This window comes from Variovorax sp. 20P10.2.4 (genome assembly GCF_058244205.1).
In genome coordinates, this window is the sequence record NZ_JBZAYE010000125.1 from 1 (window position 1) to 15,647 (window position 15,647).

Annotated in this window: 13 protein-coding genes; 6 read left to right on the plus strand and 7 right to left on the minus strand. The window is 69.3% G+C overall.

All coding sequences use genetic code 11. The features are described from left to right. Positions 1–700: zinc-binding dehydrogenase (locus AC27VN_RS14605; protein WP_490876976.1), on the plus strand; the 700-nt coding region annotated here is incomplete at its 5' end. 35 nt (positions 701–735) lie between these two features. Continuing rightward, the gene (locus AC27VN_RS14610) at positions 736–2,442 is read left to right on the plus strand and encodes an FAD-dependent oxidoreductase (protein ID WP_490876977.1); all 1,707 of its coding nucleotides are present in this window, start codon (positions 736–738) and stop codon (positions 2,440–2,442) included. Here the strand turns inward: AC27VN_RS14610 and AC27VN_RS14615 are convergent. After that, on the minus strand, positions 2,424–4,253 hold the full coding sequence (locus AC27VN_RS14615) for a histidine kinase (protein WP_208508292.1): 1,830 nt from the start codon (positions 4,251–4,253) through the stop codon (positions 2,424–2,426). The genes AC27VN_RS14610 and AC27VN_RS14615 overlap by 19 nt on opposite strands. A gap of 283 nt (positions 4,254–4,536) precedes the next feature. Between AC27VN_RS14615 and oxlT the strand changes: the two genes are divergently transcribed. Beyond that, complete coding sequence (oxlT, locus tag AC27VN_RS14620; RefSeq protein WP_093346820.1) at positions 4,537–5,868, plus strand: oxalate/formate MFS antiporter; 1,332 nt, start codon at positions 4,537–4,539, stop codon at positions 5,866–5,868. Between the two features lie 59 nt (positions 5,869–5,927). Here oxlT and AC27VN_RS14625 read toward each other — a convergent pair whose 3' ends face one another. After that, the gene (locus tag AC27VN_RS14625; RefSeq protein WP_490876978.1) at positions 5,928–6,677 is read right to left on the minus strand and encodes a response regulator; all 750 of its coding nucleotides are present in this window, start codon (positions 6,675–6,677) and stop codon (positions 5,928–5,930) included. Between the two features lie 321 nt (positions 6,678–6,998). On the opposite strand from AC27VN_RS14625, the gene AC27VN_RS14630 reads away from it, so the two are divergent. Beyond that, positions 6,999–9,236 carry an NADP-dependent isocitrate dehydrogenase gene (locus AC27VN_RS14630; RefSeq protein ID WP_093346814.1) on the plus strand — a complete coding sequence of 746 codons (2,238 nt, stop codon included), beginning with the start codon at positions 6,999–7,001 and terminating at the stop codon, positions 9,234–9,236. 23 nt (positions 9,237–9,259) lie between these two features. Further along, positions 9,260–9,613, plus strand: a complete 354-nt coding sequence (locus AC27VN_RS14635; protein WP_490876979.1) for a DUF1161 domain-containing protein — start codon at positions 9,260–9,262, stop codon at positions 9,611–9,613. Positions 9,614–9,625: 12 nt separating this feature from the next. On the opposite strand, the gene AC27VN_RS14640 is transcribed toward AC27VN_RS14635, so the two are convergent. From AC27VN_RS14640 to AC27VN_RS14660, 5 genes are all read right to left on the minus strand, one after another. Next, entirely contained in the window at positions 9,626–11,125 is a 1,500-nt protein-coding gene (locus AC27VN_RS14640) for an FAD-dependent monooxygenase (protein WP_490876980.1), read from the minus strand. Between the two features lie 2 nt (positions 11,126–11,127). Continuing rightward, the gene (locus tag AC27VN_RS14645) at positions 11,128–11,817 is read right to left on the minus strand and encodes a GlxA family transcriptional regulator (protein ID WP_490876981.1); all 690 of its coding nucleotides are present in this window, start codon (positions 11,815–11,817) and stop codon (positions 11,128–11,130) included. Positions 11,818–11,963: 146 nt separating this feature from the next. After that, positions 11,964–13,169, minus strand: coding sequence for a 3-oxoadipyl-CoA thiolase (pcaF, locus tag AC27VN_RS14650; RefSeq protein WP_093347612.1), 1,206 nt, complete (start codon positions 13,167–13,169; stop codon positions 11,964–11,966). A gap of 44 nt (positions 13,170–13,213) precedes the next feature. Continuing rightward, the gene (locus tag AC27VN_RS14655) at positions 13,214–13,861 is read right to left on the minus strand and encodes a 3-oxoacid CoA-transferase subunit B (protein ID WP_490876982.1); all 648 of its coding nucleotides are present in this window, start codon (positions 13,859–13,861) and stop codon (positions 13,214–13,216) included. After that, positions 13,858–14,559, minus strand: coding sequence for a 3-oxoacid CoA-transferase subunit A (locus AC27VN_RS14660; RefSeq protein ID WP_093347614.1), 702 nt, complete (start codon positions 14,557–14,559; stop codon positions 13,858–13,860). The genes AC27VN_RS14655 and AC27VN_RS14660 overlap by 4 nt, the downstream gene beginning before the upstream one ends. Positions 14,560–14,690: 131 nt before the next feature. Here AC27VN_RS14660 and AC27VN_RS14665 point away from each other — a divergent pair, with 131 nt between their 5' ends. Beyond that, positions 14,691–15,479: an IclR family transcriptional regulator domain-containing protein gene (locus AC27VN_RS14665; RefSeq protein ID WP_490876983.1), complete on the plus strand. Its 789-nt coding sequence runs from the start codon at positions 14,691–14,693 to the stop codon at positions 15,477–15,479. Positions 15,480–15,647: the final 168 nt, after the last annotated feature.

Genomic DNA, 15,647 nt, shown 5'->3' on the forward strand with positions numbered 1-15,647 from the left:
GCGCGCCTTCGGCACCGCGGCCGACTACGTCGCGCTGCCGTCGGCGCAGGCCGTGCCGCTGCCGGCCGCGCTGGGCTTCGCCGAGGGCGCCTGCCTGGGCATTCCGGCCTTCACCGCGCTGCACGCCGTGCGCCTGGCCGACTGCGGCCCGGGCCAGCGCGTGCTGGTGGCGGGCGGCGCGGGATCGGTGGGCCACTACGCGATCCAGTTCGCGAAGCTGCGCGGCGCCGAGGTCATCGCCAGCGTGAGCTCGGCGCGCAAGGCCGCGCATGCCATCGCGGCCGGCGCCGACCATGTCGTCGACTACCGCGAGCAGGACCTCGGCGACGGCGTGCAGGCCCTCACGGACGGCGCGGGCGTGGACCGCGTGATCGAGGTCGATCTCGCGAACAACGCGGCGCACTACCCGAAGCTGCTGAAGCCCGGCGCGCGCGTCGTGGTCTACGGCACGACCGGCCTCGATGCCGTGCTGCCGGCCGTGGTGCTGATGCAGAAGAGCGCCGAACTGCGCTTCTTCACCATCTACGAGATCGCACCCAGCGAGCGCGAGGCCTGCCTGCGCGAACTGCTGCCGCTGCTCGAGGACGAGCTGCTGTTGCACACCATCGGCCAGTTGCTGCCGCTCGAGGAGATCGTGCGCGCGCACGAACTGGTGGAGCGCGGCGAGATCCTCGGCAACGTCGTGCTCGCCATCGACTGACCCCCTTCCATCCCATCATTTCCCAGAGGTTCCCCATGATCGAAACCGACGTGGTCATCATCGGCAGCGGCGCGGCCGGACTCACCGCCGCCATCACCGCGCGCCAACTGGGCCTGGAGGTGCTGGTGGTCGAGAAGACCGCGCTGTTCGGCGGCACCACCGCCTACTCGGGCGGCGCGCCCTGGATCCCGTGCAACCACGTGATGAAGCAGATCGGCCTCGACGATTCGCGCGCGGCCGCCGAGACCTACCTGCGCGCCGTGCTCGGCGAGGCCTACCGCGACGACCTCGTCGCCAGCTACCTCGACCATGCGCCCGAGATGCTGGCCTTCATGGAGCGGCACTCCGAGGTGCGCTTCAAGCCTTTTCCGCTGCCCGACTACGAATCGGACCTGCCGGGCGCGGCGCGCAGCCGCTCGCTGCTGACCCAGGCCTTCGACGGCCGGCTGCTCGGCCACCGCCTGGCCGACCTGCGCATGCCGCTGCCGCAACTGATGCTGTTCGGCAGCATGCAGATCGAGGGCGCCGACATCCACCCGATGCGCCATGCGCTCAAGACCTGGGCCGGGTTTCGCCACACCGCGCGCGTGATGCGGCGCTTCGTCGCCGACCGGCTGCGCTACGGGCGCGGCACGCGCATCGTCAACGGCAACGCGCTGGCCGCGCGGCTGTTCCATTCGGCGATCCAGGCCGGCGTGACCCTGTGGAAGAACACGCCCGCGCTCGAGCTCACGATGCAGGACGGCCGCGTGACCGGCGTGGAGATCGAGCACGAGGGCCGCCGCCTGCAGGTGGTCGCGCGGCGCGGCGTGCTGCTGGCCACCGGCGGCTATGGCGCGAGCGAGGCGATGCGCCGCAAGCACATTCCTTTCGCCGAGCACCACCATTCGCTGCAGCCCGAGGGCAACGTCGGCGACGGCGTGCGCCTCGGCGTGGCGGTCGGCGGCCTGCACGACCCGGCCCATGCGGGCGACTGCATCTGGACGCCGGTGTCGGTGCTGCGCAAGCCCGACGGCGGCATCGTCAGGTATCCGCACATCTTCATCGACCGTGCCATGCCCGGCTGCATCGCCGTGGGGCCCGACGGGCGGCGCTTCGTCAACGAGGGCGGGTCGTACCAGACCTTCGTGGGCACGATGCACCGGCGGGGCATCACCACCGCGCACCTGATCGCCAATCGCGACTTCCTGCGCCGTTACGGCCTCGGCCTCGCGCGGCCCGCGCCCTTCAGCGCGCGCTCGCTGATCGAGGCGGGCTACCTGATCGAGGCGCCGACCCTGGCGCAGCTGGCCGGGCGCCTCCACATCGATCCGCACGAACTCGAGGCCACGGTGCGGCGCTTCAACGAAGGCGCGGCGCGCGGCGAGGACCCCGAGTTCGGCAAGGGCGCCGATGCGCACTCGCGCTTTCGCGGCGACCAGGCGCATGCGCCCAATCCGGGCGTGGCGCCGATCGGCGACGGGCCCTACTACGCGCTCGCGCTGCACCCGGGCGATCTCAGCACGGTGGGCGGCCTCGAGACCGATGCCGAAGCACGGGTGCTGACGCCCCAGGGCACACCGATCGAGGGGCTCTACGCGGCCGGGCTCGACATGAACTCGATCATGCGCGGGCGCTATCCGGGCGGCGGCAGCAGCATCGGGCCGGCCATGACCTTCGGCTACATCGCGGCGCTGCAGATGGCGCAGGCGCGCCCGGCGACACCGCCGGCCGAGGCCCCCGCTCAGACGATCGGCGCGTAGCCGGGCGCGGCCCAGCGCAGGGTCACGCGCGTGCCCTGGCCGGGCCGGCTGTCGATGGCCAGCCGCACGCCCATGGCCTCGGCCTGCTCGCGCAATCCCACCAGCCCATAGTGCCCGGGCGCGATGGCCTGGCTGTCGAAGCCCACGCCGTCGTCCACGATCTCGAGCTGCAGCACGCCCGGGTCGGCAGGCTGCAGGCGCAGGCCCAGGTGCCGCGCGCCCGCATGCCGCTCGACGTTGCGCAGCAGTTCCTCGCACATGCGGTACACGGTCTCGGCGGGCTCGGCGACCAGCGCCGGCAGGTCGGGCGCGAGCTCGCAGTCGAGCACGATGCCCGTGCGCTCGTTCATGCCCCGGGCCAGCTCGACCAGCGCCGCGCCCAGCCCGATGTCGCGCACCGGGTTGCTGCGCAGCTGGTCAATGGCACGGCGCGCCTCGTCCAGGCCCTCGCGCGCGGCCTGCTCGGCGCGCATCAGTTCGTCGGGCAGTTCCTGCGGCTGCGTGGTCGCGATGTGCTTGAGCACGCGGATCTCGGTCAGCATGGCCATCATCGAATGCGCCAGCGTGTCGTGCAGGTCGCGCGCCATGCGCAGGCGCTCGCGCATCACGGCCGATTCGCGCGACTCCTGCGCCAGCCGGCTGATCTCGACGGTGCGCTGGCGCACGCGCTCGTCGAGCTCGGCATTGAGCAGGCGCAGTTCGTCGCGCTCGCGCTGCAGCGTGTCGAGCAGCCGGTCGAGCGCCGTGCCCAGGCGCGCGGCCTCGTCGGCGCCCTCGGGCACCTCGATGCGCGAGGCGCTGCCGGCGAGCACCGCGTCGGCCGAGCTCGCGATCACGCTCACGCGGTGGGTCAGGCGGTGCGTCATGGCCACGCCGACCACCGCGGCGCACAGGCCCAGCATGCTGAGCACCAGCGTGATGCGCCATTCGATGGCGGTCGCGAACGAGGCCAGCGAGGCCACCGGCTCCACCACCACCACGCGCCAGCCCAGGCGCCGCAGGGTGCCGTCGCGCTCGGTGCGCGGCGCCGCCACCAGGAAGGGCTTGTTGTCGACCAGCCGCCGCACCCGGATGCGCGCCGGCAGGTCGGCGCCATCGGTGCCCAGCCCGGCGACCGTCGGATCGAAGGGCGCGGCCAGGTCGCCCCTCTCGCGCCAGCGCGTGCCGAGCAGGGCCGCCGGGCCGTGGCGCACCATGCCGTCGCGGTCGATCAGCAGCCACTCGCCCGGCGAGGCCTTGATGCCGGACACCGTGTGGTCCACCCATTGCCAGCTGAGCTGCGCCGCGACCACGCCGACGATGGCGCCGTCGGCGTTGCTCACGGGCGCGCTGAGCTTGAGGAAATGCTCGCCCGGCGAGCGGCCCTCCTCGATCCACGCATCGGCCAGCCCCTGCGAGATCCACGCATGCTGGTTGACGTTCTCGCCCACCACCTTCGGGTCGGTGGCCGCGACGATGAAACCGTCCGCGTCGGTCAGCGCCAGCCAGATCAGGTCCGGCACGCCGCGGTGCACCGCCTCGAGCGAACGCTGCCGCCACGCGGCGTCGTCCCCCTGCACGTCCTGCGACAGGATCGAGGCCACCACGCTCACCGACTGCAGGCGCAGCAGCATCGCGGTGTCGAGCTCGGCGCTGACGTGCTCGCCGGCCGTCTCCAGCCGCTGCGAGTGCACCTCGAGCAGGGTCGAGCGCACGAAGCTGCGCAGCCAGAGGTTGGCCGCCAGCGCCAGGCAGATGGCCAGCGCGATCATCAGCCAGCCGATCGCGGCGGCGAGGCTGCGCCGGGGGTCGATGCGCTGCAGCAGGCTCATCGAGAGGTCGAAGCCGGCGGGGCGGGAGGGGGGCGCGCGGTCATGGGCGGCGCATTGTCGCAAAGGACCCGGGGCGCGTCAGCCCATGACTTTCGGTATGGGCACTTACCCTGAGATCTCGGGGTTTTCCTCGGGTCGCGGCGTGACTTCCGGCAGGCGCGAGCAGTTATTTTCGAGACGACAGTTGCGTCCATCGCGCAGCGTGTCGAGAGATGCGCCACATCCACCCAGTTCGACAGCGCCGCGACGCGATCGGCGTGACCTGCCAAGGAGACATTCGACAATGAGCACCCCCACATCCCTCTCACCGGCCGTCGGCGCCTCCGCCGGCGTCCCGGTACGCTGGTACGCCAGCCGCTGGACGCAGCTGGTCGTCGGCATCGTCTGCATGATCGCGACCGCGAACATCCAGTACGCGTGGACGCTGTTCGTGCCGGAAATCCAGAAGTCCTTCGGCTGGGAGCGCGCCTCGATCCAGATCGCCTTCACCATCTTCGTGCTGGTCCAGACCTGGCTCGCGCCGATCGAGGGCTACTTCATCGACAAGTTCGGGCCACGGCTGATCGTGGCCTTCGGCGCGCTGTTCATCGGCGCGGCCTGGGTCATCAACTCGCAGGCGACCACGCTGCTGGGCTTCTACATCGGCGCGGCCGTCGGCGGCATCGGCGTGGGATCGATCTACGCCACCTGCATCAACAACGCGCTCAAGTGGTTCCCCGACCGCCGCGGCCTGGCCGTGGGCCTGACGGCCGGCGGCTACGGTGCCGGCTCGGCCGCGACCATCCTGCCGATCGCCGCGATGATCGAATCGTCCGGCTTCCAGGAAGCCTTCTTCTTCTTCGGCGTGATGCAGGGTTCGCTGGCCTTCCTGGCCGCCTGGTTCCTGCGCGCCCCGAAGGCGCACGAGATCCGCGCCTCGGCCAAGCTCACGCAGAGCCGCCGCGACTACACGCTGAAGGAAGCGCTGAACACCCGCCTGTTCTGGCTGATGCTGCTGATGTTCTCGTGCGTGGTCACCGGCGGCATGATGGCCGTGGCGCAGCTGGGCGTGATCGCGCAGGACCTGGGCGTGAAGGAGTTCAAGGTCGACCTGTACTTCTTCGTCATGGCCGCGCTGCCGCTGGCGCTGATGCTCGACCGCGTGATGAACGGCATCTCGCGCCCGCTGTTCGGCTGGATCTCCGATCACATCGGCCGCGAGAAGACCATGGTGATCGCCTTCACGCTCGAGGGCATCGGCATCATCGCGCTGGGCTACTTCGGCCACAACCCGTGGGCCTTCCTGATCCTGTCGGGTGTCGTGTTCCTGGCCTGGGGCGAGGTGTATTCGCTGTTCTCCGCGCTGGCCGGCGATGCCTTCGGCACCAAGCACATCGGCAAGATCTACGGCGTGCTGTACTGCGCCAAGGGCGTCGGCGCGCTGTTCGTGCCCATCGGCAACCTGATGATGGAAGCCACCGGCACCTGGTCGACCGTGCTCTACACCGTGGCGGCGCTGGACCTGTTCGCCGCCTTCCTGGCCATCGTGGCGCTGCGGCCGATGCTCAAGGCGCACGTGGAAGCCTCGTCCGCGAATCCCGCGGGCAAGCATGGACGCTTCGGATTGAGCGAATGACCCGCTCGAGCGAATGAGCGAATGAACGACGCCGGGCACGACCCGGCGTCTTTTTTTCTTCAGGGCTGTTTTCTTCGCGCGAGCACGAGCACCGCCAGTTCGGTGCGCGTGTTCGCGTGAAGCTTTTGCATGATGCGGCTCGCGTGGTTCTTCACCGTGCCCTCGGCCAGGTTCAGCACCGCCGCGATCTGGCGATTGCTCTGCCCCTTGGCGATCAGGTCGAGCACCACGGCCTCGCGCTCGGTCAGCGGATCGGGCGCCTCCTGCGGCTCGGCCGATGCGGGCTCGGCGGAGGCCGGCGGGTCTTCCACCGCCACGTCCTGCGCCACGTGGTTGGCCAGCAGCCGGAACTGGTCCATCACCTTGCGCGCGATCTGCGGCGTCATGCGCGACTCGCCGCGGTGCACCGCGCGCACCGTGTCCAGCACCTCCTCCTCCGACGCATCCTTGAGCAGGTAGGCCTGCGCGCCGGCGCGCACCGCGTCGAACACCAGGTCGTCGCGGTCGAAGGTGGTCAGCACCATCACGCGGGTGCGCGGCAGCGCGGCCGTGATCTCGCGCGTGGCCAGCACGCCGCTCTGGCGCGGCATGCGCAGGTCCATCAGCACCACGTCGGGCAGCAGGCGCCGGGCGAGTTCCACCACCTCCATGCCGTCGGCGGCCTGGCCGACGACCTGGATGTCGGATGCGGCGTCCAGCAGCATGGCCATGCCGCGGCGGATCAGCGGCTGGTCGTCGGCGACGAGAACCCGGATCCGCGGGTCGGCGGGCGCAAGGGGTGGAACGGGCGAAACGGTGGTGGCGCTCATGGGGGCATCGGGGGAGATGCGCCCATTGTGCGATGCAGGATGGCCCGTGGCGGACAGGGATGGCCCTGAGGCAGGCGGGTATTTTCGGGCCCCGGGGCCCGGGCCGGCCGCCGCCCCTGGCGTGGCGCGAAAATACCCCGAAAAGACCGTATCCGGCCGGTCGGTGCCCCCTGGAGACATACCCCCACGCCAGGGTTTCGGAGCCCGCGCGGCGGAACCGGGTCCCGTCCGCGCGACAATCCGGGTCTACGGCCAGAAAAAGGGCCCCCGACGGCCGGAAATCCCAGTGACCCGACAGCCCAGCATCTACGGAAGAAGCGCATGAGCACGAAGCAACCTACCATCATCTACACCCTGACCGACGAGGCGCCCCTGCTGGCGACCTACGCATTCCTGCCCATCATTCGCGCCTTCGCGAACCCGGCCGGCATCAACGTCGAAACCAGCGACATCTCCGTGGCGGCCCGCATCCTGGGCGAATTCCCCGAGCTGCTGAGCGACGACCAGAAGGTGCCGGACAACCTCGCCGAGCTGGGCAAGCTCACGCTCAAGCCCGAAGCCAACATCATCAAGCTGCCCAACATCAGCGCCTCGGTGTCCCAGCTCAAGTCGGCCATCAAGGAACTGCAGGGCAAGGGCTACAAGATCCCCGACTACCCCGAAAACCCGACCACGGACGAGGACAAGGACATCCGCGCGCGCTACAACAAGTGCACCGGCAGCGCCGTGAACCCCGTGCTGCGCGAAGGCAATTCCGACCGCCGCGCGCCCAAGGCCGTCAAGGAATACGCCCGCAAGAACCCGCACAGCATGGCCGACTGGAGCCAGGCCTCGCGCTCGCACGTCTCGCACATGCACGGCGGCGACTTCTACCACGGCGAGAAGTCCATGACCCTGGACCGCGCGCGCAACGTCAAGATGGAGCTCATCACCAAGAGCGGCAAGACCATCGTGCTCAAGCCCAAGGTCGCGCTGCTGGACCGCGAGGTCATCGACTCCATGTTCATGAGCAAGAAGGCGCTGCTGGCCTTCTACGAGAAGGAGATCGAGGACGCGCACAAGACCGGCGTGATGTTCTCGCTGCACGTCAAGGCCACCATGATGAAGGTCTCGCACCCCATCGTGTTCGGCCACTGCGTGAAGATCTTCTACAAGGAAGCCTTCGAGAAGCACGGCAAGCTGTTCGACGAGCTGGGCATCAACGTCAACAACGGCATGGTCGACCTCTACACCAAGATCGCCACGCTGCCCCAGAGCACCCAGGACGAGATCAAGCGCGACCTGCACGCCTGCCACGAGCACCGCCCCGAACTCGCGATGGTCGACTCGGCCAAGGGCATCACCAACTTCCACTCGCCCAACGACGTGATCGTGGACGCCTCCATGCCCGCGATGATCCGCAACGGCGGCAAGATGTGGGGCGCCGACGGCCGCCTGAAGGACGTCAAGGCCGTGATGCCCGAATCGACCTTCGCCCGCATCTACCAGGAGATCATCAACTTCTGCAAGTGGCACGGCGCCTTCGACCCCAAGACCATGGGCACCGTGCCCAACGTCGGCCTGATGGCCCAGAAGGCCGAGGAATACGGTTCGCACGACAAGACCTTCGAGATCCCGGAAGACGGCGTCGCCAACATCACCGACCTGGACACCGGCGAAGTGCTGATGAGCGAGGACGTCGAGCAGGGCGACATCTGGCGCATGTGCCAGGTCAAGGACGCCGCGATCCGCGACTGGGTCAAGCTGGCCGTCAACCGTGCGCGCAACTCCGGCATGCCGGTCGTGTTCTGGCTCGACGCCTACCGCCCGCACGAGGCGCAGCTGATCACCAAGGTCAAGATGTACCTGCACGAGCACAACACCTCGGGCCTGGACATCCAGATCATGAGCCAGGTGCGCGCCATGCGCTACACGCTGGAACGCGTCGTGCGCGGCCTCGACACCATCAGCGCCACCGGCAACATCCTGCGCGACTACCTGACCGACCTGTTCCCGATCATGGAGCTGGGCACCTCGGCCAAGATGCTGTCGATCGTGCCCCTGATGGCCGGCGGCGGCCTGTACGAGACCGGCGCGGGCGGCTCGGCCCCCAAGCACGTGCAACAGCTGGTGGAAGAGAACCACCTGCGCTGGGACTCGCTGGGCGAGTTCCTCGCGCTGGCCGTGAGCCTGGAAGACCTGGGCTTGAAGACCGGTAACAAGCAGGCCGCCATCCTGGCCAAGACGCTCGACACCGCCACCGGCAAGCTGCTCGACAACAACAAGAACCCCTCGCCCAAGACCGGCCAGCTCGACAACCGCGGCAGCCAGTTCTACCTGGCGATGTACTGGGCACAGGAACTCGCCGCACAGACCGACGACACGGAACTGCAGGGCCGCTTCAAGAAGCTGGCGGAGGCCCTCTCGTCCAACGAGCAGAAGATCGTCGACGAGCTCGCGGCCGTGCAGGGCAAGGCCGTGGACATCGGCGGCTACTACCTGGCCGACAAGGCGAAGTTCGAAGCCGTGATGCGCCCGAGCGCCACGCTCAACGCAGCGCTGGCCTCGGCCCAGGGCTGATCGGCCTCGCGCGGGTGGCAGCCGTGAAGCCCTCCTGGCTCGCGATGCTCCCCGCCGTGCTGGCCATGGCCGGCACGGCGGGCACCGTCCACGCGGCCGAGGACTGCGAGGCCCTGCGCACCCGCATCGAGTCGAAGATCGCCGCCGCCGGCGTGGCGCGCTTCACCGTGGCCGTCGTCGATGCCAATGCGTCGACGAACGGGCAGGTGGTGGGGAACTGCGAGCTTGGCAGCAGGAAGATCGTCTATGAAAGGGACGTCGGCACTGGGGCGGGGTCGGCGCCGGTGGCGGCGGGACCGGGCTCGGCTTCGGTGGGGGAGCCAATGCTGACCGAGTGCAAGGATGGGACTGTGTCGATGGGTGGGGACTGCAAGTAGTTTCCTGAGGCATCACGTCGTGCATGGCGCTGCAACCCAGGTGGACAGGGCTTCTTCAAGACCCTCCCACGATGACTCTCCGACCCACGCCACGTAGCCGTCGGGCCTGACCCACACGGCCGTAGGTGCACCGACCTCGCCGATCACCGGAAGCTCCCAGGTGCCATCGAAGCTGGCATCGACCACCTGGACCTTGTCGGCCAGGCGTTCCGCATCGGGGCCACCCGGCATCCCGAAATTCAGCAGCAGCGACCGCGCCGAGTGCATCAGCGTGAAGACGCGCTTCCTACCGTCGGCCGTCACGACATCGAGATCCGGCATCCTCCGTCCCACCAACGGATGCCCCTCCCCCAGGTCGTACCGGATATCCAGCCCCGACATCATCCCCGCGAAGCGCTTGCGCGGCGCTTCCATCCGAAGCAGCTCCGACACGCTCTCCGCCAACGCCTTGCTGCGATCGTCCTGCCGCCGCAGCGCGACCTGCGCCAGCGAATTGCGCAGCACCAGCGCCCCCACCGGATGCCGCTCCGCCTGATAGGTATCGAGCAAACTGTCCGGCGAGATCCCCTTGACCACCTGCGCCAGCTTCCACCCGAGGTTGAAGGCATCCTGCACGCCGAGATTGAGCCCCTGCCCGCCCGCCGGGTAGTGCACATGCGCCGCGTCGCCGGCCAGCAGGACCCGTCCCTGCCGATAGCTGGCCGCTTGCCGGGCCACGTCCGTGAAGCGTGAGATGTGAAGGGGACTGTGGACGCCGAAGTCGGTGCCATAGTGGGCGATCAAGCCTTCGCTGAGATCGCGCAAGGTGGGTTGATCGGCGCGGCCTACGTCCCGTTCCGTCACCATGATCCGAACCGTCTTCCCGTCGTCCATCCGGCTGAGGCCATGGACGCCGATTGCGTCGTGACGCATGCCCCAGGTGGGTTCGTCGGCGATCTCGGCCTCGGCGAGGACATGGCTCACGGTCGGGTCCCACCCCGGAAACTCGATCCCCGCCGCCTTCCGGATCACGCTGCGCCCGCCATCGCAACCCACCAGGTATTGCGCACGCAGCGTCTGGCCGTCGCGCAGATGGACGTCGACACCGGCCTCGTCCTGATCGAAACCGACCACCTCGCGCTCCCGATACGTGGTCACCCCCAGTTCGGCAATCCAGCCCGCAAGAATGCGCTCGATGTGCTTCTGCCACAGCGCCAATCCGTAGTTGTGCCGCGTCGGAAAGTCGCTGATGTCGAGCCGGTTGAGGCCGAACGCGGCCACCTGGGCGGTCTGCCCTTCGGCCAGGAATCGGTCGACGATGCCGCGCTGGTCGAAGATCTCGAGAGTGCGCGCATGCAGGCCGCCGGCGCGCGATCCTTCGATCTCCTGGTTCGAGCGCCGCTCGAGAATCGCGACATCGACGCCGGCCAGTGCCAGTTCGCCCGCGAGCATCATGCCGGTGGGGCCCGCGCCCGCGATCAGCACCGCGTGACCGGGAATGTCCGCGTTTCTGGACGGCTTGGTTCCGCTCATTCTCATGCCCCTCTTCGTGTTTCGACCCGCGCTGCATCGCGCCACCCCCCCGGCGTCACCCCATGCAGCCGCACGAACGCCCGCTGCAACGCATCCACCGACCCGAACCCGCTGCGGCTCGCGATCCTTTCCTGCGTCCATCCGGTCTGCCGCAGCAACTGCGCCGCCGCCGCCACGCGCGTGCGCTCGACGAAGCGCGCCGGTGTGCACCCGGTCTCCGCCGCAAAGGCGCGCGCGAAGTTGCGCGGGCTCATGCCCACGCGTTCGGCCAGCACCTCGACCGCGAGCTCTTCCTGCGGATGGGTGCCGATCCATGCGACCAGTTCGCGCAGCCGATGGCTCGCGCTGGCCTGCGCCTGCAGCGCGGGGGTGAGCTGCGGCTGCTCGCCGCCGCGCAGCATCGGCAGCGCCAGGGTGCGCGCGATGTCCATCGAGACCTCGTGGCCCAGGTCGTCCTCGACCAGCGCGAGCGCGAGTTCGATGCCGGTGACCACACCCGCTGAAGTCCAGACCTTGCCGTCGCGCACGTAGATGCGCTGCTGTCGCACGCGCACCTGCGGCCGCAGTTCCTGCAGCATCTCGCACACGCGCCAGTGGGTGGTGGCCTCGCGCCCGTCGAGCAGGCCGGCCGCGGCCAGCGCGAAGGCGGCCAGGCCGAGGGCGCGGCGCGCCTTGTTCGATGTGGAAACCATGATCCTCTTTCTCCTTTTTGGTTGAAAAAAATGCCATCGGGCCGCGGGTGCGGCAGCCGATGGCTTCAAGTCGATCGATCGCGCGGTTGTTGTTGTCGGGTGTGGCCGATCGATCGACGGGGGTACGGTTCAGGTGGGACGCGGGCTCAGACGCGCTCGAGGATCAGCGCGATGCCCTGGCCGACGCCGATGCACATCGTGCACAGCGCATAGCGGCCGCCGCTCTTGTGCAGCTGGTTGACCGCGGTGGTCGCGAGGCGCGCGCCGCTGGCACCGAGCGGATGGCCCAGCGCGATCGCGCCGCCGTTGACGTTGACGCGCGCGTCGTCGTCCGAAAGGCCCAGCAGGCGCAGCACCGCGAGGCCCTGCGCGGCGAAGGCCTCATTGAGCTCGATCACGTCGATCTGGTCGAGCCTGAGGCCGGTGAGCGCCAGCACCTTCTGCGTGGCGGGCGCCGGGCCGATGCCCATGATGCGCGGCGCGACGCCGGCGGTGGCCATGCCCACGATGCGCGCGCGCGGCGTGAGGCCGTGCTTGGCGGCGCTGGCCTCGTCGGCCAGCAGCAGCGCGCAGGCGCCGTCGTTCACGCCGCTGGCATTGCCGGCGGTGACGGTGCCGTCGGGCCGCACCACGCCCTTGAGCTTGGCCAGCGCTTCGAGGCTGGTCTCGCGCGGATGCTCGTCCTTGTTCACGACGATCGCATCGCCCTTCTTCTGCGGCACGCTCACCGGCACGATCTCGGCGTCGAAGAAGCCGGCCTTCTGCGCGGCCACGGCGCGCAGCTGCGAGTTCAGCGCCATCCGGTCCTGCGCCTCGCGCTCGATCTTGTAGTCGGTGGCCACGTTCTCGGCCGTCTCGGGCATCGAGTCGACGCCGTACTGCGCCTTCATGAGCTTGTTGACGAAGCGCCAGCCGATGGTGGTGTCGTAGACCGCGTTGTTGCGGCTGAAGGCGCTCTCGGCCTTCGGCATCACGAAGGGCGCGCGGCTCATGCTCTCGACGCCGCCCGCGATCATCAGGCCGGCCTCGCCGGCGCGGATGGCGCGCGCCGCGCTGCCCACGGCATCGAGGCCCGAGCCGCACAGGCGGTTGATGGTGGCGCCCGGCACCTCGATCGGCAGGCCGGCCAGCAGCGAGGCCATGCGCGCGACGTTGCGGTTGTCCTCGCCGGCCTGGTTGGCGCAGCCGTACAGCACGTCGGTCACGGCCTGCCAGTCGACGTTCTTGTTGCGCTCGATCAGCGCCTTGAGCGGCACCGCGCCGAGGTCGTCGGTGCGCACGCTCGAGAGCGCGCCGCCGTAGCGGCCGAAGGGGGTGCGCACGGCGTCGCAGATGAAGGCTTGGTTGGTCATGGTGTTGTCTCTCGGAAAGTGAAGAACGGATGTGGCTGTCCGCGTCAGGCGGCGATCGGCAGGCCCACGAGCTTCTCGAGCTCCGCATGCGCGAGCCCGTCGACCTTGTCGACCAGCTTCAGGCCCTGCGGCGTGCATTCGAGCGTGGCGAGGTCGGAGTACACGCGCTTCACGCAGCCGATGCCGGTCAGCGGGTAGCTGCACTGCTCGACGATCTTGCTCTCGCCCTTCTTGGTCAGCAGGTCCATCATGACCCAGGTCTGCTTGGCGCCGATCGCGAGGTCCATCGCGCCGCCCACCGCGGGAATCGCGCCGGCCTCGCCGGTGCTCCAGTTCGCGAGGTCGCCGGTGGCCGAGACCTGGAAGGCGCCGAGCACGCAGATGTCGAGGTGGCCGCCGCGCATCATCGCGAAGCTGTCGGCATGGTGGAAGAAGGCGCCGCCGGGCAGCAGCGTCACCGGCTGCTTGCCGGCGTTGATCAGGTCGTAGTCCTCCTCGCCGGCCTCGGGCGCGGGGCCCATGCCGAGGATGCCGTTCTCGCTGTGCAGGATGACCTCGCGGCCGGCCGGCAGGTGGTTGGCCACCAGCGTGGGCTGGCCGATGCCGAGGTTGACGACGGCGCCGTCGAAGATGTCCTGCGCCACGCGGGCGGCCAGCTGGTCCTTGGTGCGACGGGTGTAGCTCATGGTCATGCCTCCTTCTTGAAGCCGCCGGCCTGCGTGGCGACGCGCTCGATGCGCACCACCTTGTGCACGAAGATGCCGGGGGTGACGATGGTTTCGGGGTCCATGGTGCCGAGCTCGGCGATGTCGTGCACCGTGGCGATGGTCTTCTTCGCGGCCATGGCCATCACCGGGCCGAAGTTGCGCGCGGCCTTGCGGTAGACCAGGTTGCCCCAGCGGTCGCCGCGCTCGGCCTTGATCAGCGCCACGTCGCCGTGGATCGGGTACTCGAGCACGTACTGCTTGCCATTGATCTCGCGGGTTTCGCGGTTGCCCGCGAGCTCGGTGCCGTAGCCCGTGGGGCAGAAGAAGGCGCCGATGCCGGCACCGGCCGCGCGGATGCGCTCGGCCAGGTTGCCCTGCGGCACCAGCTCGAGCTCGAGCTGGCCGCTGCGGTAGAGCGCGTCGAAGACGTGGCTGTCGGCCTGGCGCGGGAAGCTGCAGATGATCTTGCGCACGCGGCCGGCCTTGAGCAGCGCGGCGAGGCCGGTGTCGCCGTTGCCGGCGTTGTTGTTGACCACCGTCAGGTCGCGCGCGCCCTGTTCGATGAGGCCGTCGATGAGTTCGCCGGGAATGCCGGCGGTGCCGAAGCCGCCGATGAGAACGGTGGCGCCATCGGCCAGGCCCGCGAGGGCATCGGCGATGGAGGGCGCGATCTTGTCGATCATGGATCTGTCTCCGAAGAAGGATGGTGGAGAGGCGGGAAGACGGGTTGTCGCTGCGCGTCTTGGGGGAAATCTATTTTGTTCGTATATCGAACATCTGTTCGTATAATGAATTCTAGAGAGGATCCACACCCATGGCAACCCACCCCCTTGCGTCCACCGAGACGCCCGCCCCCGGCGACAGCTACGTGCAGTCCTTCGCGCGCGGCCTGCAGGTGATCCGCTCGTTCAGCGCGAGCGCGCCGCACCAGACGCTCAGCGAGGTGGCGGCCGCCAGCGGCCTCACGCGCGCGGGCGCGCGCCGCATCCTGCTCACGCTGCAGACGCTGGGCTACGTGGTCAGCGACGGCAAGCTGTTCACGCTCACGCCGCGCATCCTCGACCTGGGCTTCGCCTACCTGTCGTCGATGCCGATCTGGAACCGCGCCGAGCCCGTGATGGAGGCGCTGGTGCAGCAGGTGCAGGAGTCGTGCTCGGCCGCGGTGCTCGACGCCACCGACATCGTCTACGTGCTGCGCGTGCCGACGCAGAAGATCATGCGCATCAGCCTCGGCGTGGGCTCGCGGCTGCCGGCCTACTGCACCTCGCTGGGCCGGCTGCTGCTGGCCGACCTGCCCGACGAGGAGGTGCGCGCGCGGCTCGAGGCCTCGGCGATCGAACCGCTGACCAAGCACACCGTGACCGACATCGACGCGCTGCTGGCCAAGGTGGCGCAGGCGCGGCGCCAGCAGTGGTGCCTGGTGAACCAGGAGCTCGAGGAGGGCCTGATCTCGGTGGCCGCGCCGATCGTCGACCGCGCGGGCCGCATGGTGGCCGCGCTCAACATCAGCGGCCAGGCCAACCGCACCAGCGCGAAGGTGATGCAGGACAGCATGCTGCCCGCGCTGCGCGAGGCGGCGCAGCGGATCTCGAGCCTGCTCTGAGCGAGCGCGCCCGGCGCGCAAGGCCTTCACCGGACTGTCATCGCCGCTCTCTAGATTCCCGCGGCACAACAACCGGGGGATCATCCATGTCCATCACGTCCGGCCGCTTCGCGCGGTCCGTCCTGTCGCGCCATCTCGCCGCGGCCCTGTCCACGATCGCGCTGCTCG

Bases quoted from the DNA above. Each gene is read 5' to 3' on its own strand.
- pcaF (WP_093347612.1), bottom strand. From the start codon at position 13,169: ATGACCAACCAAGCCTTCATCTGCGACGCCGTGCGCACCCCCTTCGGC.
- oxlT (WP_093346820.1), top strand. From the start codon at position 4,537: ATGAGCACCCCCACATCCCTCTCACCGGCCGTCGGCGCCTCCGCCGGC.
- AC27VN_RS14640 (WP_490876980.1), bottom strand. From the start codon at position 11,125: ATGAGCGGAACCAAGCCGTCCAGAAACGCGGACATTCCCGGTCACGCG.
- AC27VN_RS14630 (WP_093346814.1), top strand. From the start codon at position 6,999: ATGAGCACGAAGCAACCTACCATCATCTACACCCTGACCGACGAGGCG.
- AC27VN_RS14665 (WP_490876983.1), top strand. From the start codon at position 14,691: ATGGCAACCCACCCCCTTGCGTCCACCGAGACGCCCGCCCCCGGCGAC.
- AC27VN_RS14625 (WP_490876978.1), bottom strand. From the start codon at position 6,677: ATGAGCGCCACCACCGTTTCGCCCGTTCCACCCCTTGCGCCCGCCGAC.
- AC27VN_RS14660 (WP_093347614.1), bottom strand. From the start codon at position 14,559: ATGATCGACAAGATCGCGCCCTCCATCGCCGATGCCCTCGCGGGCCTG.
- AC27VN_RS14645 (WP_490876981.1), bottom strand. From the start codon at position 11,817: ATGGTTTCCACATCGAACAAGGCGCGCCGCGCCCTCGGCCTGGCCGCC.
- AC27VN_RS14655 (WP_490876982.1), bottom strand. From the start codon at position 13,861: ATGACCATGAGCTACACCCGTCGCACCAAGGACCAGCTGGCCGCCCGC.
- AC27VN_RS14610 (WP_490876977.1), top strand. From the start codon at position 736: ATGATCGAAACCGACGTGGTCATCATCGGCAGCGGCGCGGCCGGACTC.
- AC27VN_RS14615 (WP_208508292.1), bottom strand. From the start codon at position 4,253: ATGAGCCTGCTGCAGCGCATCGACCCCCGGCGCAGCCTCGCCGCCGCG.